Annotated in this window: 20 protein-coding genes and 2 tRNA genes; 8 read left to right on the plus strand and 14 right to left on the minus strand. The window is 44.3% G+C overall.

Annotated features, from left to right (window positions below):
* Positions 1–99 precede the first annotated feature (99 nt).
* Complete coding sequence (locus E5672_RS03060) at positions 100–972, plus strand: flagellar protein MotY (RefSeq protein ID WP_136780865.1); 873 nt, start codon at positions 100–102, stop codon at positions 970–972.
* Between the two features lie 38 nt (positions 973–1,010).
* On the opposite strand, the gene glpQ is transcribed toward E5672_RS03060, so the two are convergent.
* From glpQ to E5672_RS19970, 3 genes are all read right to left on the minus strand, one after another.
* Positions 1,011–2,207 (minus strand): glycerophosphodiester phosphodiesterase, encoded by a 1,197-nt coding sequence (gene glpQ / locus E5672_RS03065; RefSeq protein WP_136780866.1) that lies wholly within the window; start codon positions 2,205–2,207, stop codon positions 1,011–1,013.
* Between the two features lie 133 nt (positions 2,208–2,340).
* Complete coding sequence (gene gloA, locus E5672_RS03070) at positions 2,341–2,736, minus strand: lactoylglutathione lyase (protein ID WP_136780867.1); 396 nt, start codon at positions 2,734–2,736, stop codon at positions 2,341–2,343.
* Positions 2,737–3,005: 269 nt separating this feature from the next.
* Positions 3,006–3,176 carry an SDR family NAD(P)-dependent oxidoreductase gene (locus E5672_RS19970; protein WP_240692140.1) on the minus strand — a complete coding sequence of 57 codons (171 nt, stop codon included), beginning with the start codon at positions 3,174–3,176 and terminating at the stop codon, positions 3,006–3,008.
* Positions 3,177–3,510: 334 nt separating this feature from the next.
* Between E5672_RS19970 and cspE the strand changes: the two genes are divergently transcribed.
* Together cspE and E5672_RS03085 are read left to right on the plus strand one after the other, a co-directional pair.
* Positions 3,511–3,723 carry a transcription antiterminator/RNA stability regulator CspE gene (cspE, locus tag E5672_RS03080; RefSeq protein ID WP_014948776.1) on the plus strand — a complete coding sequence of 71 codons (213 nt, stop codon included), beginning with the start codon at positions 3,511–3,513 and terminating at the stop codon, positions 3,721–3,723.
* Positions 3,724–3,892: 169 nt separating this feature from the next.
* On the plus strand, positions 3,893–4,072 hold the full coding sequence (locus E5672_RS03085; RefSeq protein ID WP_136780868.1) for a hypothetical protein: 180 nt from the start codon (positions 3,893–3,895) through the stop codon (positions 4,070–4,072).
* Between the two features lie 209 nt (positions 4,073–4,281).
* Here the strand turns inward: E5672_RS03085 and E5672_RS03090 are convergent, their stop codons facing one another.
* The 10 genes from E5672_RS03090 to E5672_RS03135 form a co-directional block, all read right to left on the minus strand.
* Positions 4,282–5,700 (minus strand): M20/M25/M40 family metallo-hydrolase, encoded by a 1,419-nt coding sequence (locus tag E5672_RS03090; RefSeq protein WP_136780869.1) that lies wholly within the window; start codon positions 5,698–5,700, stop codon positions 4,282–4,284.
* Positions 5,701–5,898: 198 nt separating this feature from the next.
* Entirely contained in the window at positions 5,899–6,621 is a 723-nt protein-coding gene (locus tag E5672_RS03095; RefSeq protein WP_071814123.1) for an endonuclease III domain-containing protein, read from the minus strand.
* Positions 6,622–6,657: 36 nt separating this feature from the next.
* Positions 6,658–7,350, minus strand: a complete 693-nt coding sequence (locus tag E5672_RS03100) for an electron transport complex subunit E (RefSeq protein WP_136780870.1) — start codon at positions 7,348–7,350, stop codon at positions 6,658–6,660.
* Between the two features lies 1 nt (position 7,351).
* Positions 7,352–8,209 (minus strand): RnfABCDGE type electron transport complex subunit G, encoded by an 858-nt coding sequence (locus tag E5672_RS03105; RefSeq protein ID WP_136780871.1) that lies wholly within the window; start codon positions 8,207–8,209, stop codon positions 7,352–7,354.
* Positions 8,206–9,294, minus strand: coding sequence for an electron transport complex subunit RsxD (rsxD, locus tag E5672_RS03110; RefSeq protein WP_136780872.1), 1,089 nt, complete (start codon positions 9,292–9,294; stop codon positions 8,206–8,208). The genes E5672_RS03105 and rsxD overlap by 4 nt, the downstream gene beginning before the upstream one ends.
* Positions 9,291–12,188, minus strand: a complete 2,898-nt coding sequence (gene rsxC / locus E5672_RS03115) for an electron transport complex subunit RsxC (RefSeq protein ID WP_136781044.1) — start codon at positions 12,186–12,188, stop codon at positions 9,291–9,293. The genes rsxD and rsxC overlap by 4 nt, the downstream gene beginning before the upstream one ends.
* 5 nt (positions 12,189–12,193) lie before the next feature.
* Positions 12,194–12,775 (minus strand): electron transport complex subunit RsxB, encoded by a 582-nt coding sequence (gene rsxB / locus E5672_RS03120; RefSeq protein WP_136780873.1) that lies wholly within the window; start codon positions 12,773–12,775, stop codon positions 12,194–12,196.
* Entirely contained in the window at positions 12,775–13,356 is a 582-nt protein-coding gene (rsxA, locus tag E5672_RS03125; RefSeq protein WP_014975993.1) for an electron transport complex subunit RsxA, read from the minus strand. The genes rsxB and rsxA overlap by 1 nt, the downstream gene beginning before the upstream one ends.
* Positions 13,357–13,549: 193 nt before the next feature.
* A tRNA-Asn gene (locus E5672_RS03130) sits at positions 13,550–13,626 on the minus strand.
* A gap of 27 nt (positions 13,627–13,653) precedes the next feature.
* Positions 13,654–13,730, minus strand: a tRNA-Asn gene (locus E5672_RS03135).
* Positions 13,731–14,729: 999 nt separating this feature from the next.
* Here E5672_RS03135 and E5672_RS03140 point away from each other — a divergent pair.
* From E5672_RS03140 to E5672_RS03150, 3 genes are all read left to right on the plus strand, one after another.
* Positions 14,730–16,112, plus strand: a complete 1,383-nt coding sequence (locus E5672_RS03140) for an MATE family efflux transporter (RefSeq protein WP_167483120.1) — start codon at positions 14,730–14,732, stop codon at positions 16,110–16,112.
* A gap of 97 nt (positions 16,113–16,209) precedes the next feature.
* Positions 16,210–18,225, plus strand: a complete 2,016-nt coding sequence (gene uvrB / locus E5672_RS03145; RefSeq protein WP_136780874.1) for an excinuclease ABC subunit UvrB — start codon at positions 16,210–16,212, stop codon at positions 18,223–18,225.
* A 327-nt stretch (positions 18,226–18,552) separates the two neighbouring features.
* A complete protein-coding gene (locus tag E5672_RS03150) occupies positions 18,553–19,479 on the plus strand; it encodes a LysR family transcriptional regulator (RefSeq protein WP_136780875.1) in 927 nt (308 codons plus the stop codon).
* Positions 19,480–19,590: 111 nt separating this feature from the next.
* Here the strand turns inward: E5672_RS03150 and queC are convergent, their stop codons facing one another.
* Positions 19,591–20,247, minus strand: coding sequence for a 7-cyano-7-deazaguanine synthase QueC (gene queC / locus E5672_RS03155; protein ID WP_071814131.1), 657 nt, complete (start codon positions 20,245–20,247; stop codon positions 19,591–19,593).
* 95 nt (positions 20,248–20,342) lie between these two features.
* On the opposite strand from queC, the gene queE reads away from it, so the two are divergent.
* Positions 20,343–21,017, plus strand: coding sequence for a 7-carboxy-7-deazaguanine synthase QueE (gene queE / locus E5672_RS03160; RefSeq protein ID WP_136781046.1), 675 nt, complete (start codon positions 20,343–20,345; stop codon positions 21,015–21,017).
* Between the two features lie 90 nt (positions 21,018–21,107).
* Complete coding sequence (locus E5672_RS03165; RefSeq protein WP_136781047.1) at positions 21,108–22,004, plus strand: type 2 periplasmic-binding domain-containing protein; 897 nt, start codon at positions 21,108–21,110, stop codon at positions 22,002–22,004.
* The last annotated feature ends 14 nt before the right edge of the window (positions 22,005–22,018 follow it).

A 22,018-nucleotide genomic window follows, 5' to 3' on the forward strand; every position in this document is an offset into this window, starting at 1 on the left:
TTGTGGTCCTGCGTGTAAACTTGATTTATCAAGCACATAGATTTACTGCGTATTCATAGCCTTTATCCGTATTAGTTTGTCTTTCGTTATGGTGTCGAAATGGTATCGAAATTAAAATATATCGCTTTATTGGGGATGGTGGGGTCATTGTCTTCCCATGCTGCCATGCGGCAATATTCTGCAACCATAGAAAGTTCCAACTGGCGTATTGATAGCGACACCCGTCTTCAGTGTACTCTTAATCACGAATTGCCCGGTTATGGCGAAGCTATGTTCACAAGCACAGCATCGAAGCAGCTAAATATGGAATTTGAGCTGGATATGCATTTGCTGCCTAACAAGTTTGATGTGGCCGCCGTTTATTCTGTACCGCCTAAATGGATGCCAGGGGTTGCGCCAAAAACGATAGCGGACATGTCTATTCGCAAACAGTACAACGGCGACTTACCACAAGATGCTGCTTGGACCATGCTGTCTGAATTAGAGAAAGGGTTTTGGCCTACAATCTACTATCAAGACTGGTATAACAAATATGACCAAGTGAGTGTGGCATTAAATGCTAGCAACTTCTCTGGTGTGTATCGTGAATTTGTGAAGTGTGTATCGAATTTATTGCCGTTTAGTTTTGATGACATTGCCTATACGGTATTGTCTTATCAGAACAACAGCACAGAACTGACAAAATACTCACAGAAGCGTTTAACCATGATTGGTGAATACTTGAAAGAAGACAGCGAGCTTGAACTTGTGCTTCTGGATGGTTACACCGATAGTTACGGCGGCCGTTACAATAACGAACAGTTGTCTATTCGGCGGGCCAACGAGGTAAAAAGTTATTTGACTACGCTAGGTGTACCTGAAGATAGAATTCAGTTAACAGGTCACGGTGAGAAACGCCATATTGCGCCAAACGATACGCGAGAAAGCCGCGCCCAAAATAGACGCGTGGTGGTACGACTGTCAAAATCTTAGGCGCTCATTAAAGCGCCTCAACCCCGTTACTACTTATCTTAGTTTTGTTTGTCTCGCCACGTTAGCACAGGCACTAAATGGTCGGTGAAAACCCCGTCAGCATCGACGACGTTGTGTAATACGTCCAAGACTTGTTGTGAACTCATACCCGCCGGTAACGCATCATGACGATAAGTGTAAGGGTGGATTGTCAGGTTATTTTCGTGGGCGTAATTAATCCATGTGGCGGCTTCTATTTTTCCTTGCGCCATCGCTTCATTATCGAGTAAGTGGCCTAACCAAGGGCCTATGCCATCGGCATACAACGCAACCTGCTGCATACCTTCCTGAGTGCGCAGCCAGTCATAATCAGTGTCGCTTTCGCCCCAGTCGTTTTCGCCAATCAGCATCACAATTTTGCCTTTATAGCCCAGGGTTTCACGAATGCGCTTAACTTCGTTAAAATCGAAGCATTGCAGATAGCTATTGCCGCTCTCGCCACCAAACCCGTAAGCATTTAAAGCATCTACAACGATTTTACTGGCATCAATGCCTTCTTTAATATGAAAGGCAGGCGACTTTACTTCAGGGTAAACCCCCACTGACGTACCAAATTGGCGATTTAGCTCGCTGATTAGCTCAAAGTGTTCATTTAACGTGGCCACTTTAAAATTAGCATGCGTGCCGCGGTACCTATCTTTAAAAACTTGCTTCCCGTCACTGTTAGCGCGCTCGTGTACTCGCAGTTGTCGCAGTTCTTCAAGGGTAAAGTCTCGGGCGTAAAAACGTCCATCATCTCGGTGGCGAGCAGGAAACACATCTTCTACGTTGGTAACGGTTTCTAAGTGAATGTCGTGTAGCACCACCGGGATGTCGTCTTTGGTGATAACAACATCTTGCTCAATAAAGTCTGGGCGCAGGGAAAAGGCGAGGGTAGCCGCTTCGAGAGTATGCTCAGGTAAATAGCCCGATGCACCGCGATGGGCTATTACAGTAAAGTGCGTTTCAACACCTTCTTTTGTATAAGTACGGGTTTGCGCACTCTCGTTATTTGCAGCAATGGCTGAAAACGCACTGCCAATGGCAGCTGCACCGGTAAAAGTGACAACCAACGCAGGCAGAATAGCTGCTAGTCTTGCTTTTGGTTTGGCGCACAAGTTTGTATTGTGTGCTGCTTGAGACTTCCGGCTTATCGCTGTTATAGCTTGTTTTTTGTTTTTATCATTCTGTAAAAATAATAAGCGATTACGTAGCATGTCGTGTCACTCCATGTGTTTTTTATCGGTTTTTTCAGTGCCGTATCTTTTTAAGGTGATAGTTTGGCGACTTAAACATTCAAATCGCTTTGACTATCTTGGCTGCAATTTCAGTTCTTGCTTTTAACCCATCTCATAATGAGATGGATTTGTTTTGTATGAGTTCTATTGCATACCCATCGGGATCGCGAACAAAAGCAATAACTGTGGAACCGCCTTTTACTGGCCCCGGTTTACGATAAACATCAGCGCCGTTTGTTTCTAAGTTTTCACAAAACTGATAGATGTCGTCGACTTCAATAGCGATATGACCATACGCGTTACCTTTATCGTAGGTGTTGTCGCCCCAGTTATAGGTAAGCTCTAAAACGGTAGTCTCGGTTTCATCGCCATATCCCACGAAAGCAAGCGTGTATTCATACTCTTTGTTTTCAGACTGGCGAAGAAGGCGCATGCCCATCAGTGAAGTATAAAAATGAAGTGAAGCCTCTAAGTTTTCAACTCGAAGCATAGTGTGAAGCATTCGCATAACAGATTCCTTTTCGAGCCATCGAAAAAACTTGATGGCTCACTGCGTTGTGATTGCGTGTTGGCCGTTACTTTTCTGTACTTCTAAATTCATAAAGTACTTTCATAAGTAAACGCAAACGACACGCGCTTATGATAATAAGGAAATGTTAACGCTTTAAGACAGATTTACAATTCTAGTTAAACCTATTAGGCCGATATGATCAATTTTAAGACGGTGAGGTTGGCTCAACAGGTACACCACCATGTTGGCTAAGTCTTCATTTTGAATCAGGCCATCGTCCACTTTCTCTGTTTCTGCTTGATAGTATTTCCAGTGCGCCCGCATATGGCCACGTTCATCCCTGCTTCAAGCAGAAAGTGAGCGATAGTTTTACCTGGCCCTTTTCCGCCTCCGGTAACGATGGCTGTTTTACCTGCTGATGGATAAGCGTCTGTCATAATTTAAACCTTAATGAAAAAAATAAGGTTAACTTAGCTTTCAACAGCCTTGAACAAACATAGGTATTCAGCTTCTCAAAAAAAGTTTTGTAAAAAAGTAGCGTTTTGGTTAAAAAATAAACTGAAAACTAGTAGACATTACTCACAATAACCTGTACCTTTCGCTTCGCTCTAGATATGTTATTTGCTTTACCTATTACTGCGCTGTACCTCTTTTTTAAATCTTTCAAATTGAAGTTTTATATAGATATACAACTGCTTTACTAGCTTGGAGATGTCTATAGCTATTCGGTGGTTTCCACCATTACATCAATTTTTTTAAAAGGTTTTTATTATGTCTAATTCTGTAAACGGTACAGTTAAGTGGTTCAACGAAGAAAAAGGTTTTGGTTTCATCACTCCAGAAGCTGGCGGCAAAGACGTTTTCGTACACTTCCGTTCAATTGCTTCTGATGGTTTCAAAACGTTGAAAGAAGGCCAAGAAGTTAGCTTCGAAGTTGAGCAAGGCCAAAAAGGTCCACAAGCTGCTAACGTAGTAGTTCGATAAGACCTCTATGCTTATCTAAGGTCATTTCTCTTATCTGAAGTGACCTCAAAAAATACGGGCTCTTTTTGAAACAATATGTTCACGCTAGAGCCTGATTTTCGTTTTTCGATTTCTTTACCCAACCTGCGAGGAATTCAAAACAAACAACATCAATAAAGAAGTATCTACTATGCAATTTCAAGATTCTATTTCTACCCTCAATAGCGCCATGCCAGGTGCATTAATTTCAAATATCTCCATAAATAAAACAACCGTTGCCTTTAAACATGCGAATACGTATAAGCATGTAGAATTGCCATCAAGGCAAGAAGCAAAGCGATTTGTTGCCCAGCTTATTCAAGCGCAATAAAGCCTGAGTATTTCGGACGAGGTATATTTACCAATCCACATAGACCATTGCCTACTCAGAAGGCGCTGGCAAGTTTGCTAGCGGAGCGTGGGAATGCAGAATGGGTATTAGCAGAGGCGAGGGTAAGCAGAGCACTCGTAAGCAGAGTACTGGTAAGCATTGGCCAGCACGAGATGCACTGACCAATGCTTGAGATTACTAACGTGAAACTACTGTTTAGCTTTTAAGTCAACGTCCGAATCGGCTAACAAGTATATACTTGCTGCGTAGGCTGCAATATTTTGCGCAAGCTCATCGGGGTCAATTTTATCTAAGGTATCATCTGGCGTGTGGTGAAGATCAAAATAATCTCTACCGTTTTGGTTTAATCTAATCGTTGGTACGCCTTTCGCTGCCAGCGGAATAATATCAGGGCCGCCGCCAGCAATGTCTGAACCGCCACGCACTATACCTAGCGGTGATAAAATCTTCGCGATTTCGTCGACTAGCACAGTCGCTTTGGGGTTTACGTTTGACACAAGCTGCCAGATAGTTTGCGCGCCAAAGTCTGACTCTGTGGCCAGAACGTGGTTTTCAAGGTTCTTTTCGTGTTGTTTAGCGTAAGCGAAGGCGCCTAATAAGCCCACTTCTTCAGCGCCAAACATAACCACACGAATGGTGCGTTTTGGGCGTTCTGGCAGTGAAGCAATTAACGCCGCAGCTGCTGTGGTAATAGCAACGCCAGCGCCGTCATCAACTGCACCAGTACCTAAATCCCAGCTGTCTAGGTGGCCGCCAATAAGGATAATCTCTTCGGGCTTCTCACTGCCCACTAAATCCAGTATTACGTTGCCGCTGTTTACTTCGCCTTTCCATTTCGATTCAGAGTGAAGCGACAATGACAGCGGTTTACCTAAGTTATGTAGACGTCGTAAATGGTCTGCGTCAGGGTTTGAGATAGCGACTACGGGAATATCTGCCCAATTATCGCCGTCTGAACTCATCATGCCTGAGTGAGGAAAACGATGAGAGTCAGAACCTACTGAGCGCACTACCAGCGCTTCAGCGCCACCGCGTTGCGCATGTTGCCAACCAATACGGCGACGTTGATTTGCTTGACCATAGCCTGCACCTGTTTGGCTTTTAACCATGGCGTCGCCATCGACAAATGCAATTTTGCCTTTAAGGGCACCGTCTTTTACTGCGGTTAGCGCGTGAATGTCTCTGAAATAAACGATGTCTGCGTTGATCTCGCTTTCAGAAGGCGCCGCGCCACCTAGTGCTGTGCCATAAAGCGGTTGGGCATAAGGCGCAGTCAGTGAAATATGCAGGTGGCCTCTATCCCAAAATGGCATAGTGAATTCTTCTATGCTGACTTTATCAAAACCTAGACGCTCGCCTACCACCACGCCCCAATCTCTGGCTCGCTTTTCAGCTTCAGAGCCGCCTAAGCGAGGGCCAATCTCGGTAGTCAGTGATTCAACAATGCTATAGCCTAAATCGCTTTTCAGGGCTTTTTGAATTAATGCTTCCGCATTTTTCTTTTGCTCGTCAGTGATGGGGGAAGTTTCAGCAAAAACACCAAAACTGCATGCACTTACTAATGCACCAAACGCTAGCTTCCTAGCGATAGTATTCAATCGAGACATGTGTTCTCCATGGATTATTTTTATATTTCTATTTGATTTGCGCGAGCAAAACTCTAACTCCACCATCATAGCCAATTTGATTGCCCCTTTCGAGGCAAACCACAAGGCTAAGTCGTATGTTAATCGCAAAATCGTTTGTGTGAGTAAGTGAATGGAATTAAAAAAAGAGGAGCCTAATGGCTCCTCTTTAAAAATGTTCTATTTGCGCTTCTTCTTAAGCGCCAACTTTTGCTTTTTCTCTTGTTCTTTCAGCACTTCGTTAATAAAACTCTTTCTGCCGAACTCACGTGTGATAACACACTTGTTTAAGTCGAAACCGCGGGCAGGGCAGTATTCTCTACCGTACAAGATAATCTGTAGATGTAGGTCGTTCCATCTTTCTCTAGGGAACAAGCGTTTTGCGTCACGCTCTGTCTGCTCAACACTCTTTCCGTTCGACAAACCCCAGCGGTACATTAAACGGTGAATATGAGTATCTACCGGGAAAGCAGGAATGCCAAAGCCTTGAGACATAACCACAGCGGCAGTCTTGTGACCAACGGCAGGCATGGCTTCCAGCGCTTCAAAGTTTGCAGGCACTTCACCGTTGTGTTGTTTAATGATCATGTCAGACAAATGCCAAATGCCTTTTGACTTCATGGGGGATAAACCACAAGGGCGGATAATGTCTTGAATTTCTTCAATACTCATCAATACCATGTCGTAAGGGTTATCTGCACGAGCGAATAGCTTTGGCGTAATCTGATTAACGCGCTCATCGGTACATTGAGCCGACAATAGAACCGCAATGAGTAAGGTATAGGGGTCTTTGTGATCTAAAAAGATAGGAATTTCTGGATAAAGGTCATCCAATATCCGCATTATTTCTTTAACTTTTTCCTGCTTAGAAAGCGGCTTGGCCGGCTTAACTACATCATTCATTTCTCAATACTTTTTTTGTTTTGCATGTTTTAGCGTTTAGCTTTCAGCTGTAACGCGAACCCGTTCAGCCTTCACCGCAGGCGACGTCTGCTTAGCGGCTAACTTCGCATCTATACTGTTTTTGATGGCAATGAGAAGACCCATGCCTAAAAAGGCACCCGGTGGTAAGATCGCAAGCAAAAACGGGGTTTCAGTGTTAAATAGCGTAATAGTCCAGTTTGCGGCAATTGGACCGAACAGCCTATCAGCCCCTGCTAACAACGTACCTGCACCCAATATTTCACGCATACCACCTAAAATAACCAGCACCGCGGTAAAGCCTAGTCCCATCATAAGCCCATCGTAAGCTGAGGCGAGCGGCCCATTTTTCGACGCAAAGGCCTCTGCGCGGCCTATAATGGCACAGTTAGTTACAATCAGCGGAATGAAAATACCTAGTGCTAAATAAAGGTCGTAGGTGTAAGCATTCATTAATAGTTGAACAATGGTAACGAATGCCGCGATGATCATAACAAAAACGGGAATGCGGATTTCGTTTCTAACCACATTTCGAACGAGTGAAACGGTAACGTTACTGCCGATTAATACCAACATAGTAGCGAGGCCTAACCCAAGACCATTGATAAAGGTTGCGGTAACAGCCAATAGCGGGCATAAACCTAACAGTTGGACCAGTGCTGGATTGTTCTTCCAAAGCCCTTGTAAAGACAGGTCGCGAAAGTCAGTCACACTATAGCTCCTCTACACTATGAGGTTGAGCCTCATTTACATTAACGGCATCAATCGTTTCAACAGACTCTGTATTTGCGCAGGTGTTAGGTGCATCGAAAAGCATAGACTGGTTGGCCTGTGCATAGAGTAAAGCGTTGCGTACTGCACTTACTACCGCCCTTGGCGTGATGGTAGCGCCAGTAAACTGATCAAACTCTCCGCCGTCTTTTTTGACCTGCCAAGGCGCCAAATTGTCGGGTGAAAAAGACTTTCCACTAAATGTTGTTATCCAGTTACTAACAGCTAGCTCTATTTTGTCGCCCAACCCAGGGGTTTCTTTGTGTTCAATAACGCGTACGCCAAGTACTTTCATACTGATTGGTTTAGCTTGGGTCTCATTCTCGTCTAGATCAGATGGATTAATAGGCGTTGGCGTATCCGAGAGTGCTAACGCGGTAACATTAACATTTTCACTGTCACTATTGAGCAAATCAGTGTTTGTATTTTGGGGCATACCGGCACTAATAGCAGCGCTGACGTTTACACCCACTACAATATCGATATCGCCGCTGTATCCGTCTGGCGCAGTGGCTTCTAATACTAATGCGCTAGGTTGGCCGTCTAACGTCGCACGATATATTTTGTGGGATTTTTTGTTTCCAAGTTCAGGTGCATTGACTTCTGTGCAGTTGGCGTAAAGCGCATTGTCGTGGAATTCGCTAGGCACGACTTCATTAAGCACGCTTAGCAATTTTTGCTGCTTTTGTTGCTCAATTTTGTCTTGGGTACCAAAAAACGTAAGTGCGATTAATGCTGTGGTAACAACGGCAAACGCACCTAACATTAGGCCGTTTTTGGCTAGGCTTTCTTTCATCATTGCTGTTTACCTCGACCTTTGCTCACGTTTTTGCCGTATACGCGAGGACGGGTATAATAATCAATCAAGGGTACCGCCATGTTCATAATGATAACCGCAAACGCTACAGCATCAGGGTACCCACCAAAGGTACGGATGATTACCACCCAAAAGCCAATTGCAGCACCGAAAATAATGCGGCCTTTTGGTGTTGTTGACGCTGAAACTGGGTCGGTTGCGATAAAAAAGGCACCTACCATTACTGCACCGTTAAATAGATGAAATAGCGGTGAAGCATAGTAATCTGCATTTACCAGATGAAGCAATGCCGCACAAACGAATACGCTCAGCAGCATGCCGCCTGGGATGTGCCAGCTAATAACGCGGGTTTTCCATAGATAGAGACCACCGAGTAAATAAGCAAGACTTACTATGCCCCATCCTGCACCGGCGGCTTCGAATAAACCGCCATTGAAGATAGGTTTGGCTAATGACTCTGAGTAGGTTACGCCTTGCGTGAGGTCGGTTTTCAATGTATCTAACGGTGTTGCCATGGTTACACCATCGGCAATGGTTTTGAGTTGAGTGACATCGTATCCACTGGTAGTAAAACCAGTAAAGATGAGTGAAACCGAATCTAAAAAGCTTGGCGTGATGCCAGCGTGAGTCGCGGGAGGCAACCATAGGCTCATCGCTGCAGGAAATGAAATAAGCAGCACCACGTAAGCAATCATGGCTGGGTTGAAAATATTAAAGCCAAGCCCACCGTAAATCTGTTTAGCTACCGCAATGGCGAAGAAAACGCCTGTCACCGTCATCCACCACGGCAGGGTAGGTGGAATACTAATAGCGATTAATAAGCCCGTTAAAACCGCGCTGTAATCGGTAAGGGTGCGTTCGATAGGGCGCTTTCTTAAATATAAAATAACCCCTTCAATAACTAGTGCACTTACTACCGCAATAACTGCTTGAATAAGCATGCCCCAGCCAAAGAAAAAAGATTGAGCTATCATGCCTGGGATCATGGCGTAAATGACCATGCGCATGACCTGTCCGGTATCGCGTTTAACCCGTTGGTGTGGTGAACTCGATAAACTTAACTTCATTCTGATTCTTTCTCTTGTTCAGCTGCCGCTTTCTTTGCTTTAGCCTTAGCTACTGCAGCCGCTATGCGCGCTTTCTTTTCATCTTGCTCGGTAGGTTGAGAAGAGGTTTGCGCGCTTGTGGCTTGCGCTGCATTGGTAGACGATTCACTCTGCTCAGATGATTTACTGCTTTCCTGTTCATCAGTATCTGTTGTGGTCGCTAAATCACCATTACCTTTTTGAGCAAGTTTCTTTGCTTTTGCCTTTGCCACGGCAGCGGCAATGCGTGCTTTTTTCTCGTCAGCTTCATTTGTCGAGGCAGCGTCGTTAGCATCAGTTTGCTCGCTTCCTTGATGTTCTTCCTGCTTAGCCGCTTTTTTGGCTTTCGCTTTCGCCACCGCAGCAGCAATGCGCGCTTTTTTTTCATCCGCTTCGCTCAAGTTGTTAACAGGATCTGATGAGCTATCACTCTGAGCACTATTGTTTTGTTCGCTGACGCTTTGAAAACTGGCTTCTTCTGGCGAGTTAACATCTTGATTCTCAATACCAGCCTCGCCATCAGGGCTAGATGCTTGCGTTTTTTGCGAAGCGGCCTTTTTAGCTTTCGCTTTCGCTACCGCCGCTGCGATCCTAGCCTGCTTTTCATCTAGCTGTTCATTGGAGTGACTGTCTGGCTGCTCATCTAATTGAGTTGGCGCACCTTGCCCTGAAACTGACTTATCAGGCTGACCGTCTTCGCTATTTTTAGCAGCTTTTTGCGCTTTAGCTTTAGCGATTGCCGCGGCAATACGCGCTTTTTTCTGCGCTTCAGCGTTTAGCTCTGAATTAGTTTCAGTATCGGAAAGTTCAGTTTGCTTTTCGCCTTGAGAGCCCGCAGGTTTTTCTGCTGAAGATGCCTCAGACTGGCTGGCTTGTGCGGCTTTCTTCGCTTTTGCTCTTGCTATAGCGGCAGCAACTTTAGCTTTTTTCTCATCTTCTGGTGATGATGACTCATTACTTGGCTGGTCTGTGGTTGATGGTTCGACAGCGCTTTCATCTTGCGTTTCGTTTTGAGCTTGTGCGGCTTTTTTTGCTTTTGCTCTGGCGATTGCTGCAGCAACCTTTGCCTTTTTGTCATCTTCTGGCGATGACGCCGGTTCAACTTGCTTATCCGCGCTATCAAGTTGAACTTCATTCTGGGCTTGTGCGGCTTTCTTGGCTTTTGCTCTTGCAATTGCGGCGGCTACCTGTGCTTTTTTATCATCGGTAGCATTATTTGGTTCGCCGGCATTAGCTGGATTGCTTTCAGCATTCGCATTAGCCTGCATGGCCGCTTTCTTCGCTTTCGCACGCGCAAGCGCCGCCGCTACTTTGTCCTTGGCTTCAGTTGCGCCAGCATCAACAGCGTTATTCGCATTTTCAGCTGCCACAGCATTTTGCTCTTTGGCCTTGTTTGCGGCTAAACGTGCTTCTTTTGCCTTTCTATGTTTTGCTTCGCGCTCAAGTTTTTCGCGTTCTAAACGTTCTTTACGTGCCTCAAAACGCTGTTTGGCCTTCTCAGCTTTGTTCTTTTCATCGCGCTGAATGCGTATTTCAGATTTAGCTTGTCGATAGTAATGCACCAGTGGGATCTCACTGGGGCAAACGTAGGCACATGCACCGCACTCTATACAGTCGAAAAGGTCGTATTCTTCGGCTTTATCGTACTCTTTTGCTTTGGCGTGCCAAAACATTTGTTGGGGGAGCAATGACGCAGGGCATGCGTCGGCGCATGCACTACAGCGAATACAGGGGCGTTCTGCATTATCGTCTACCAGCTCTTTTTTTGCTGGAACCAGCAAACAGTTTGTGGTTTTTACCACGGGGATTGTAGCGTCTGATAAAGTGAAGCCCATCATAGGTCCACCCATAATCACTTTAGGCGCTTTTTGTTTTTTCGGGTTGTAGTTTGCTTCGTCTAACAGATGAGAAACAGGCGTACCCAACAACGCTCTGAAATTGCTAGGTGATTCAACGGCTTCACCAGTTACGGTAACAATGCGTTCTATGAGTGGCTTACCATGTAATATGGCATCTGCAATAGCGTAGCAGGTACCCACGTTGAACATCATCACGCCTACGTCGGCAGGCAATCCATTTCTTGGAACTTCTCGGCCAGTCAGTACCTGAATCAGCTGTTTTTCGCCGCCGGCAGGGTATTTAGTTTCAACGCTAACAACGCGGTAATCTTTCTTATCCTGACAGGCAATATTGAGTGCCTCGAAAGCTTCGGGCTTATTGTCTTCAACGGCCACCACAATTGCTTTTGGCCCGATAAGGTGAGTAAGAATGTCTAGACCTTGGCGTATTTGCCAGGCGTGCTCACGCATCAATCGATCATCAGACGTGATATAGGGTTCGCACTCAATGCCGTTGAGGATAAGGAATTCGACGGGTTTAGACGTAGATGTTTTTATATGGGTAGGAAAACCCGCTCCACCCATTCCAGAAATACCAGCTTGGCAAATGGCTTCAATAAGTTTGTTTTTATCAAGCTCGCTGTAGTTAGCGATGGGTGACAGGTCGCACCATGTGTCTTTACCGTCTGGGCGTATTGAAATACACATTTCTGTTAGGCCGCTGGGGTGTGCCACAACATGTGGCGCAATCGCAACAACCTCACCCGAAGTCGGCGCGTGAACCGGTACTGAAAAGGGTGAAGAGCTTTGCGAAAGTATTTGGCCTTTCAATACGAAATCACCAACTTCCACACAGCAAATACCGTCTGAGCCAATGTGCTGCCTTAACGGGACAATCAGTAATTCGGGTAACGACGGCTTCTTTATTACTGATGTGTTAGAAAGCGTTTTTTTATCGTCAGGATGTACGCCACCAGGAAATGAGTACATCTTTCCCGCTTCAAGGGTTTCTATAATTGAATCAAAACTTGGATACATCACAATTACGACACCATTTTGATGGGGATATCACCTTTTGGTGATGATTCAAAATCCCATTTCCATGTAGAAGTGGTTTGGGCAATCGGCACCATGTCGATACAGTCGACAGGGCAGGGATCTACACATAAGTCGCACCCTGTACATTCATCAGTAATAACTGTATGCATATGTTTGGCGGCACCTAAAATAGCGTCGACAGGGCAGGCCTGAATACATTTGGTACAGCCGATACATTCGTCTTCGCGAATGAAGGCAACTTTTTTTACGTCTTCTTCGCCGTGTGCTGCGTCAAGAGGTTTTGGTTCGACCCCCATCAAGTCTGCGAGCTTTTTAATCGTTGCCTCGCCACCAGGTGGGCACTTATTAATATCATCACCTTCTGCAATTGCCTCAGCATAAGGTTTGCACCCCGGATATCCACACTGGCCACACTGAGTTTGCGGCAGTACGGCATCAATTTGCTCAACAAGCGGGTCGCCTTCAACTTTAAAGCGGATGCTTGCGTAGCCTAAAACTAAACCAAAAATAAGCGCAAGGGCGCCAATGGCAATGAGGGCGAATATAATAGCGGTAGATATCGTCATTACACTTTCACCAGTCCACTGAAGCCCATAAATGCGAGAGACATGAGACCAGCGGTTATCATTGCAATCGAGGCACCTTTAAAAGATACAGGTACATCAGCAGCAGCTAAACGCTCACGCATAGCCGCAAACAACACCAGCACTAATGAGAATCCCACCGCAGCGCCGAAACCATAGATAAGGCTCTGCATGAAATTATGCTGTTCGGTAAGGTTTAATAGTGCTACACCAAGTACTGCGCAGTTGGTTGTGATAAGAGGGAGGAATATACCTAACAATCTATATAAGGTAGGGCTTGTTTTGTGCACAACCATTTCTGTGAACTGAACCACTACCGCGATGACCAGAATAAAGGCTAGTGTTCTAAGGTAGCCGATGCCCAGTGGAGCAAGTAAATAGGTTTCAACCAAGTAACTTGATGCTGATGCAAGAGTCAGTACGAATGTGGTAGCCATAGACATACCCATGGCGGTTTCTAATTTTCCAGAAACGCCCATAAACGGACATAAGCCGAGAAATTTAACCAACACAAAGTTGTTAACCAGTACTGTACCAATCAATAGCAGTAAAAATTCAGTCATGAATAACGCAATTCCTTCGAGGAATCTTGACGGACAATGCCCGCGAATTAAAAAGAAAAACAGATTAGGTCTATTATCCCTTTTTAGAACGGGTTTAACAACTTGATTGAATTAGGGTTATTTAATGTCTAAACGCGTTGTTTTAGGAATTAAAATAGAATGAAATGGGTGAGGCGATTAAGAGCCAACTAAGTGGCTCCCCCTCCCCGACTCGAACGGGGGACCTGCGGATTAACAGTCCGTCGCTCTAACCAACTGAGCTAAGGGGGAATCGACACCTAAGTTGTTTGCTGAAGTTGGCTCCCCCTCCCCGACTCGAACGGGGGACCTGCGGATTAACAGTCCGTCGCTCTAACCAACTGAGCTAAGGGGGACCTGTGCTTCAACGGAGGCGAATATTAAAGACGTACTTGGGAACTGTCAACAACATAAATGAAATATTTGTACTGACTGCGCAAAAAATAGCTTTTTAAGGCTTTTATGTTCATTTTGTCGTCAATGCATCGAAACTGGTGGTTAATAACTGCACATAATTGCCTAATGGCTAATATATAAGAGGGGGTTTCATTCGTGATTGTTTTAATTCTTATCATTAAGTCATATATCTCTTTAAAGTAAAGTTGTATAACAAAAAAGAATAAAAAATCGCTTCCATACTGTTATTATGTACAGTATTTAATAAATCTGTAACCTGTACCTACGGATTAAAAGGTTAGTCACTACTTACGTGTTGAGAAATTAATCGAGCACGAAATCCCGCCGAATATGGTCTGGCGTTAGTTATCCACTAAATCTGTGGATAACTATGTTGATAGCTTAGATTCGCTGTACTTATTTGCTAGATCACATATGTGTTGATCTAATTAGGTTGTAACGTTATTGAGGATATATTCTTTTTAATACAGAGGGTTAAGGTGGTTTTTGTGATCTCGAATCCCGATCGAAATAGATCGGTTGAACAAAAAGTAGCTTGTGTGTTAATTCAACGAATGTCTAAATGCTATTCAAAGAAATCCAGCTTAATTCTCAATGTCTTACATTTTATTAACATCTTAGTGTGTCTTTTAAACGCTCTCTTTGGCTAGTTTTATACACCTGAGAAGTTTCACCAGCATATTAAAAGTGAAACAGGATAGAAATTAAACTGTCATGAAGGTATACACACACGTTTTACATTGTTTGTTTAAAAAACTCGTGGTTTTGTCGCGTTGCCACCGAATTGATTCATCGCAGGTACTTTTGCCAAAAACCTCGCGTTTTTTACAACCCTCTTATGCTTTGTTTTGTTTGTCGAATACGCATAGCGAAATGGCGTTCACTCTTTTACACTAACGCCCAGTTAAAGAGGGGATTTTAAGTTTGCCGGAGCTCAAGTGATAAAAAGAAACGCTAAACAACGTACTTCCGACTTATTGGAAGGAGATATAGGTACTACGTTAAAGCGTATGACTATTCCTATGATATTGGGAATGGTAATGATGATGAGCTTTGGGCTTATCGATACTTTTTTTGTGAGCTTGTTGGGTACCGACCCTTTAGCTGCTATAAGTTTTACCTTTCCCGTTACCTTCACCGTAATAAGCTTGAATATTGGTTTAGGTATAGGTACGTCTGCAATTATAGGTAAGCTGCAAGGCAGCAAAGAAATAACTAAGTCTCAACACTACGCAACAGGCTCTTTAATGCTGTCTGTTTTGCTTGTGGGAGGATTAGCAATTATCGGCTTTTTCACCATAGAGCCTGTGTTTAAATTGCTTAACGCAACAGACAACCTAATGCCATACATTTCTGATTATATGGGCCTGTGGTATTTATCGAGTATTTTTCTTGCCATGCCAATGGTAGGGAATAGCGTACTGCGTGCGTGTGGCGACACCCGCACACCCAGTATAGTTATGGCGGCAGGGGGCGGATTAAACGCGTTGCTTGACCCTATATTTATTTTCGGCCTTGGGCCCATCCCAGCGATGGGAATAAAAGGTGCGGCGCTGGCTACCTTTATAGCGTGGATCGTTGGCGCGGTATGGATACTCTATATTCTAGCCGTTCGTCGAAAGCTTATGTTGCCTCGATTACTAACGCTTGCCGAGCTGCGTGATAGCAGCCGTGACATTCTCAAAATAGGGCTGCCTGCGGCGGGGGCGAATATGCTGACACCTGTTGCCGGTGGGGTGATGACTGCCGTAGTTGCTGGTTACGGCGCTGAAGCGGTTGCAGCGTGGGGAGTGGGTAACAGAATGGAGTCTATTGCAAGTATTGTTGTGCTAGCACTTTCTATGACACTACCTCCATTTATTAGCCAAAACGTGGGAGCAGGGCAGGTAGAGCGGGTAAAAAAAGCTTACTCGCTTACATTGAAGTTTGTTCTCGTTTGGCAATTCGCTATTTTTCTTGTTATGTGGGCACTGTCTAGTTGGATAGCCGTTGCCTTCGCCAATGAAGTTGAGGTAAGCGTATTAATACAGCTGTTTTTGATGATTGTGCCACTAGGCTATGGCATGCAGGGCATAATCATACTGACTAATTCATCGTTAAATGCCATGCACCGACCAATGACAGCGTTAACTTTGAGTGTCATCCGCTTGTTTGTTTTCTTCGTACCTATCAGCGTTGCGGGGAGTTTTCTTTTTGAACTGAAGGGGTTATTTGCAGGAACAGTTATTGCCAATATTGCTATGGCGTGTGTTTCATTGGTTGTTTTTAAGCGTGCAACCACTCAGTTTGAATTGGATAAAGAAACGCCTGAGCATAGCTAGTACCAGAGTAGCAAATCACGGTTGTGTGCTGCATATATCTGCACGAGCAGAGTGCAAGTAACATGTTCAGCAGTAAGCTAAATAAAAGGTTAAGTAAATGAGTAGAGGGTTTGAGCTTCATTCTAAATACAAGCCGGCAGGCGATCAGCCAAAGGCAATAGAAGCTTTGGTGGATGGTCTAGAAAGCGGCTTGGCCGGCCAAACACTATTAGGTGTTACAGGTTCGGGTAAAACCTTCACTATGGCTAATGTCATTAAAGAAGTGCAGAGACCAACGCTTATTCTTGCACACAACAAAACATTAGCGGCTCAGCTTTACGGTGAGATGAAAGAGTTCTTCCCTAATAATGCCGTAGAGTACTTCGTTTCATATTACGATTACTACCAGCCAGAAGCGTACGTTCCTAGTACAGATACCTTTATCGAGAAAGACGCGTCAATCAATGACCACATTGAGCAAATGCGACTGTCCGCCACCAAGGCGTTAATGGAACGCAGAGACGTAGTTATTGTAGCGAGTGTGTCGGCTATTTATGGTTTGGGCGATCCGGAATCCTACATGAAGATGCTATTGCACCTTCGCCAGGGCGACACCATGGACCAACGTGACATTTTACGTCGCCTTGCAGAACTTCAGTACAAGCGTAACGATTTAGCGTTTGAACGGGGTACGTTCCGTGTACGTGGCGATGTTATAGATATTTTCCCTGCGGACTCTGAAAAGCAAGCGGTAAGAGTAGAGCTGTTTGACGATGAGATAGATAAAATTAGTTTGTTCGATCCGCTAACTGGCGCTGTCGATAAGTCAGTTATTCGTGCGACGGTTTTTCCTAAAACGCACTATGTAACCCCTCGAGAAAAAATCCTCAATGCTATTGAGCATATTAAGGAAGAGCTAGGCGATCGCAAAAAGCAGCTTCAAGAGGCGAATAAGCTGATTGAAGAGCAGCGTATTTCACAGCGCACCCAGTTCGATATCGAAATGATGATGGAGCTTGGCTATTGTTCTGGGATCGAGAATTACTCTCGCTATCTTTCAGGAAGAGCGCCGGGCGAACCACCTCCAACACTCTTAGATTATTTCCCTGCAGATGGGTTGATGTTTATTGATGAGTCTCACGTTACCGTCTCTCAGGTAGGCGCTATGTATCGCGGTGATCGCTCTAGAAAAGAAACCTTGGTGGAATTTGGTTTTAGGCTGCCATCGGCTTTAGATAATCGACCGCTTAAATTCGAAGAGTTTGAACAAATTTGTCCGCAAACCATCTATGTTTCTGCAACACCCGGTGACTATGAGTTAAAGAAAACTGACGGTGAGATAGTTGAGCAGGTTGTGCGTCCAACAGGTTTGCTAGACCCTGTCATCGAAGTGCGACCGGTTGCAACTCAGGTTGATGATGTCCTGTCTGAAATACAAAAGCGGGTAGAACTAGACGAACGCGTGCTTATCACTACCTTAACTAAGCGTATGGCAGAAGATTTAAGCGAGTATTTAAATGAGCACGGGGTTAAGGTGCGTTATCTGCATTCGGATATCGATACCGTAGAGCGAATTGAAATTATCCGTGATTTACGATTAGGTAAATTCGACGTGTTAGTTGGTATTAACCTGTTGCGTGAAGGTTTAGATATGCCCGAAGTCTCGCTGGTAGCGATTTTAGATGCAGACAAAGAAGGCTTCTTGCGAGCCGAGCGCTCTTTAATTCAAACTATTGGTAGAGCGGCGCGTCACGTGAATGGTAAAGCTATCTTGTACGCTGACAGTATTACTAAGTCGATGAGAAAGGCGATGGATGAGACCGAACGCCGTCGTGAGAAGCAAATGGCACATAACGAGGCAAACGGTATAACGCCAATGCGACTTAATAAGCCTATTACCGACATTATGGACTTAGGCGACAGCGCGCACCCTGCGTCAGGTAAAGTCAGACTGCGCAAAGTTGAAGAAAAGAAAAAACAACAGAAAACTGCTAGTGCAACTGAGTTGATGGATCAAATTACCGAGCTTGAAAAACAGATGTTTGAATATGCTCGCGAGCTTGAATTTGAAAAAGCGGCGTCGTTACGTGACGACATAGAAGCACTGAGAAAGCAGGTAGTTACACTGTCGTAATCAACACTGTTATGGTCAAAACTTATTGAAGGGTAAAAATTACCCTTCTCTCTTTTGCGCTCTATCAAAGGCTTAAAGGTTCGTTTTAATGCGTAGCGCTTTCGTATAAAACCAAATAACTCTCCATAAGTCATAACGCCTACTTTCTTTTATTTCCTTTATATTCTTGTAGATATTTTTAATCAAAAGTCTACTTCGGTAGCACAAAACTGCAATTTGCATCACAAAATGAGACGAAAAGCCGTAAAATGTCGTTGTAATAGCACAATTAGTTACATATAGTTCTAGTTTGAGTATCGATAACTATACCTATAAACAGGTGCTAATATGCTTAATCGTCTTCAGGAGTCAGATATCAAGCTACTGCGAGTGTTTTACGCGGTAGCAAGCTGCAACGGATTTACTGCGGCAGAACCCGTGTTGCGTATGCAACGACCTAACATCAGTGCCGCAATCAAAAAGCTAGAAGAGCGTTTAGATTTGGTGCTTTGTCACCGTGGCCGTGGCGGCTTTCAAATGACAAAAGAAGGTGAGGTGGTTTTTCAAGAAACCAAACGCATCTTCAATGCCTTTGATAACTTTGTGTTTAATCTGAAATCGTTACACGATGATTATTCAGGCCACATCACGCTAGTGCTAATGGCAGGTCTTCCACTTTCAATGCACTTAGCCGTGAGTAAAGCGGTTAAGAGTACGATGAAGAAATTTGACGATATTCATGTGAATATTCAAACACGTCTTTACAATGAAGTTGAGCATGTGGCGCTATCTGGTGAATGTCACCTCGTTGTTTCAACTTACGACATGGTTAAGCCCGAATCTGTAACCTTCCACCCCGTAGGAATTAAAACCGAGGGGCGGTTGTACTGTGCGCCAACTCATCCACTGGCGAAGTATCGCGATACTGAATTGCCTGAGGGCGTTAAAATTGGTGACTACCCTGCCATTGGTATCTCAGGGTTATCTTCAGCTAACTACATTGAAGATGAAACCAGGCTATCTATCCAGACCTTCTCTGACTCGTTTGATGCGGCAATGTCGGCGATAATGACGGGCGAATATATAGGCTTATTGCCAGACTATATAGCAAAAGAGCAGGGGGCAGCTTTAGGACTTGTGCCAATCGCACAGGGAAGTTTATTTAACTTTAGTCACGAGTTGTTTGTCATGAATGGCAAAAATACACGTTTGAATCCTGTATTGCGTCACTGCATAAAAGAGCTGAGCTACTTTATTTCTGAAAGCCAGAAGTAATTTAATTAAGGCTAGCAATATATAAACACCCCTTATTTCTAACGCCTTTATAGAGGAGCGTGAAACAAGGGGTGTTTTTTATAGAGTAACGTATGCCGGTTAGCGCAACGCTTATTCGTACTCAAGCGGGTCGGTAGCACCATTTTCTTTAAACGCTTCTAAGCGCTCTTCGCATGCACCGCATTTTCCGCATGCTTTTTCTCTACCGTTGTAACAGGTCCATGTTTGACCATAATCCAACCCCATAGACAAGCCATCGGTTAATATAGCCGTTTTACTGTCATCAATATAAGGCGTCATGATGGTAACAGGTGTGTAATTCGCAATGCCGCAAACATCATTCATTTTATGTACAAATTCGGGGCGGCAGTCTGGATAAATGGCGTGATCGCCAGAGTGAGCGCCATAGTACACTTCATTTGCGTCTAAACTAACTGCGTAGCCGACAGCCAGCGATAACAAAATCATGTTGCGATTAGGGACCACGGTTTGCTTCATGCTAGGCTCTTCGTAGTGGCCTTCTGGTACGTCGATATCTGACGTAAGGGCAGAGCCGCCTATAAGGGTATTTATAGCGCTAATATCAACAATTTTGTGGGGCACATTAAGGGATTTACACACGTTCGCCGCATAATCGAGCTCTTTCTTGTGGCGCTGACCGTAGTTAAAGCTTAAAGCGTGGACCTTTTTGCCTGCTTTTAGTGCTTTATGCAGAACAGTGAAGGAGTCCATGCCTCCTGAATAGATAACAACAACGTTTTCTGACATAGTTTTTCGAAGATTTAAGAAATTATGCCCGAATTTTATGTGATCCTTGGTAAAATCCCAACATACAATCGTTAAAGGGTGTCAAATTGTCTGTAATGTCCACATTAAACATCAATGAGATGTTTGAAACTATTCAAGGGGAAGGTGCTCACACAGGTATTCCCTCTATCTTTGTTCGTCTGCAAGGCTGTCCTGTGGGTTGTCCGTGGTGTGATACCAAACATACGTGGGAAATCAAACCAGACCTCAGTGTGTCGCCCCAAGCTGTGATAACCAAAAGTGAAGAATCTGAAACTTACTTCATTTCAAGTGAAGAGGCGCTGCTGAGCGAGTTCAAACAACAAGGTTATGTAGCAAAGCATGTGGTAATTACTGGTGGTGAGCCATGTATGTATGACTTACGCCCGTTGACAACCTTACTTCACGACAACGGATACTCAACTCAGATAGAGACCAGTGGTACTTTTGAAGTGCTTTGTGATGTGCGTACTTACGTGACAGTATCTCCTAAAATAAATATGAAAGGCGGATATGATGTCTTAGTGAGTGCGCTTGAAAGAGCAAATGAAATTAAGCATCCCATTGCCATGCAAAAGCATATAGACGAGCTAGATACGCTGCTAGCCAATGTCTCCTCGCTAGAAGGAAAACAGGTTTGTTTACAACCAATTAGCCAACAAAAGAGGGCGACAGAGTTGGCTGTGCGTACTTGTATTGAGCGCAACTGGCGACTATCTTTACAAACACATAAATACATTGGCATAGAGTAAGTGTTCAGTACTTACAGGCCTCACAGCAAAGCAGTAAAGAGAATGAATACTTCACTTTACTTACTTTACTTAATTTGGGACATAAAGAAAATGTATAGCGTCAATCCGCTCAAAAAAGCCGTATTAGTAGCCTTAGCTTTATGTTCTTTTATTATTTTGCCAACCGTCAACGCCGCTACCTGGACTATTAATTACCCACGTCCCATTGACGACACAGATGCACGTGCGCAATATCCTATTGCCTTATTAAAGCTTGCTCTTGATAAAACGGGGGTAAACTATGAACTTCGTCCCTCTGACCGCATATTATTGACCAGTAAGGCGTTGCGACAGCTTCGAGAAAATAGAGAAGTTAACGTGGTGTGGAGTATGACGGACAGCCAGCGAGAAAAAGAGCTCACCCCTATCCGCATTCCCATTGCAAAAGGCCTTATCGGGCTTCGTGTTTTTGTTATAAACCAAAATAAGAAAGCGAAGTTTAACGATGTGCTATCGCTGACGGACATGCGTAAACTTGTGCCGATTCAGGGGGAAGAGTGGCCTGACACCAAAATTCTTCAAGCCAATGGGTTTAATGTATTTACAGTACCTGAATTTCGTGAAGCCTATAACATGATTAAGCAGGGTAAAGGTGACTTCTTTCCTCGCTCGGTCATGGAAGTTAATGCAGAACTAGAGGTAGAGGGTAGACGAAATAGTCTTTACCTTGAGCCTTCGATGGCGCTGTATTATCCCACCGCTATGTATTACTTTGTCAGTTCAAGCAACAAAACCTTAGCTAACCTTATTGAAACAGGCCTTAACAGGGCTATAGATGATGGCTCTTTCGATGCCCTATTTGAATCTACTTACTCTCCTATCTTAGAATCCTTGGGGGTCAATGAGAGAAAAATATTCACATTAGAGAACCCCTTACTGCCTATTGAAACCCCTCTCACAAATTCCGCGCTTTGGTTCAAGCCAACTACAGATGCTTCAAAGGAATAAATAGACAATAAAAA

Origin of the sequence: Alteromonas portus, assembly GCF_005117025.1 — a bacterium.
Taxonomy (GTDB): Bacteria; Pseudomonadota; Gammaproteobacteria; order Enterobacterales; family Alteromonadaceae; genus Alteromonas; species Alteromonas portus.

Excerpts from the sequence above, each read along its gene's own strand:
- rsxA (WP_014975993.1), bottom strand. The coding sequence starts at position 13,356 with ATGACTGAATTTTTACTGCTATTGATTGGTACAGTACTGGTTAACAAC.
- gloA (WP_136780867.1), bottom strand. The coding sequence starts at position 2,736 with ATGCGAATGCTTCACACTATGCTTCGAGTTGAAAACTTAGAGGCTTCA.
- E5672_RS03105 (WP_136780871.1), bottom strand. The coding sequence starts at position 8,209 with ATGATGAAAGAAAGCCTAGCCAAAAACGGCCTAATGTTAGGTGCGTTT.
- E5672_RS03090 (WP_136780869.1), bottom strand. The coding sequence starts at position 5,700 with ATGTCTCGATTGAATACTATCGCTAGGAAGCTAGCGTTTGGTGCATTA.
- rsxB (WP_136780873.1), bottom strand. The coding sequence starts at position 12,775 with ATGACGATATCTACCGCTATTATATTCGCCCTCATTGCCATTGGCGCC.
- glpQ (WP_136780866.1), bottom strand. The coding sequence starts at position 2,207 with ATGCTACGTAATCGCTTATTATTTTTACAGAATGATAAAAACAAAAAA.
- E5672_RS03150 (WP_136780875.1), top strand. The coding sequence starts at position 18,553 with ATGCTTAATCGTCTTCAGGAGTCAGATATCAAGCTACTGCGAGTGTTT.
- E5672_RS03165 (WP_136781047.1), top strand. The coding sequence starts at position 21,108 with ATGTATAGCGTCAATCCGCTCAAAAAAGCCGTATTAGTAGCCTTAGCT.
- E5672_RS03060 (WP_136780865.1), top strand. The coding sequence starts at position 100 with ATGGTATCGAAATTAAAATATATCGCTTTATTGGGGATGGTGGGGTCA.
- E5672_RS19970 (WP_240692140.1), bottom strand. The coding sequence starts at position 3,176 with ATGACAGACGCTTATCCATCAGCAGGTAAAACAGCCATCGTTACCGGA.
- cspE (WP_014948776.1), top strand. The coding sequence starts at position 3,511 with ATGTCTAATTCTGTAAACGGTACAGTTAAGTGGTTCAACGAAGAAAAA.
- queC (WP_071814131.1), bottom strand. The coding sequence starts at position 20,247 with ATGTCAGAAAACGTTGTTGTTATCTATTCAGGAGGCATGGACTCCTTC.
- queE (WP_136781046.1), top strand. The coding sequence starts at position 20,343 with ATGTCCACATTAAACATCAATGAGATGTTTGAAACTATTCAAGGGGAA.
- rsxD (WP_136780872.1), bottom strand. The coding sequence starts at position 9,294 with ATGAAGTTAAGTTTATCGAGTTCACCACACCAACGGGTTAAACGCGAT.
- uvrB (WP_136780874.1), top strand. The coding sequence starts at position 16,210 with ATGAGTAGAGGGTTTGAGCTTCATTCTAAATACAAGCCGGCAGGCGAT.
- E5672_RS03085 (WP_136780868.1), top strand. The coding sequence starts at position 3,893 with ATGCAATTTCAAGATTCTATTTCTACCCTCAATAGCGCCATGCCAGGT.
- rsxC (WP_136781044.1), bottom strand. The coding sequence starts at position 12,188 with ATGTATCCAAGTTTTGATTCAATTATAGAAACCCTTGAAGCGGGAAAG.
- E5672_RS03095 (WP_071814123.1), bottom strand. The coding sequence starts at position 6,621 with ATGAATGATGTAGTTAAGCCGGCCAAGCCGCTTTCTAAGCAGGAAAAA.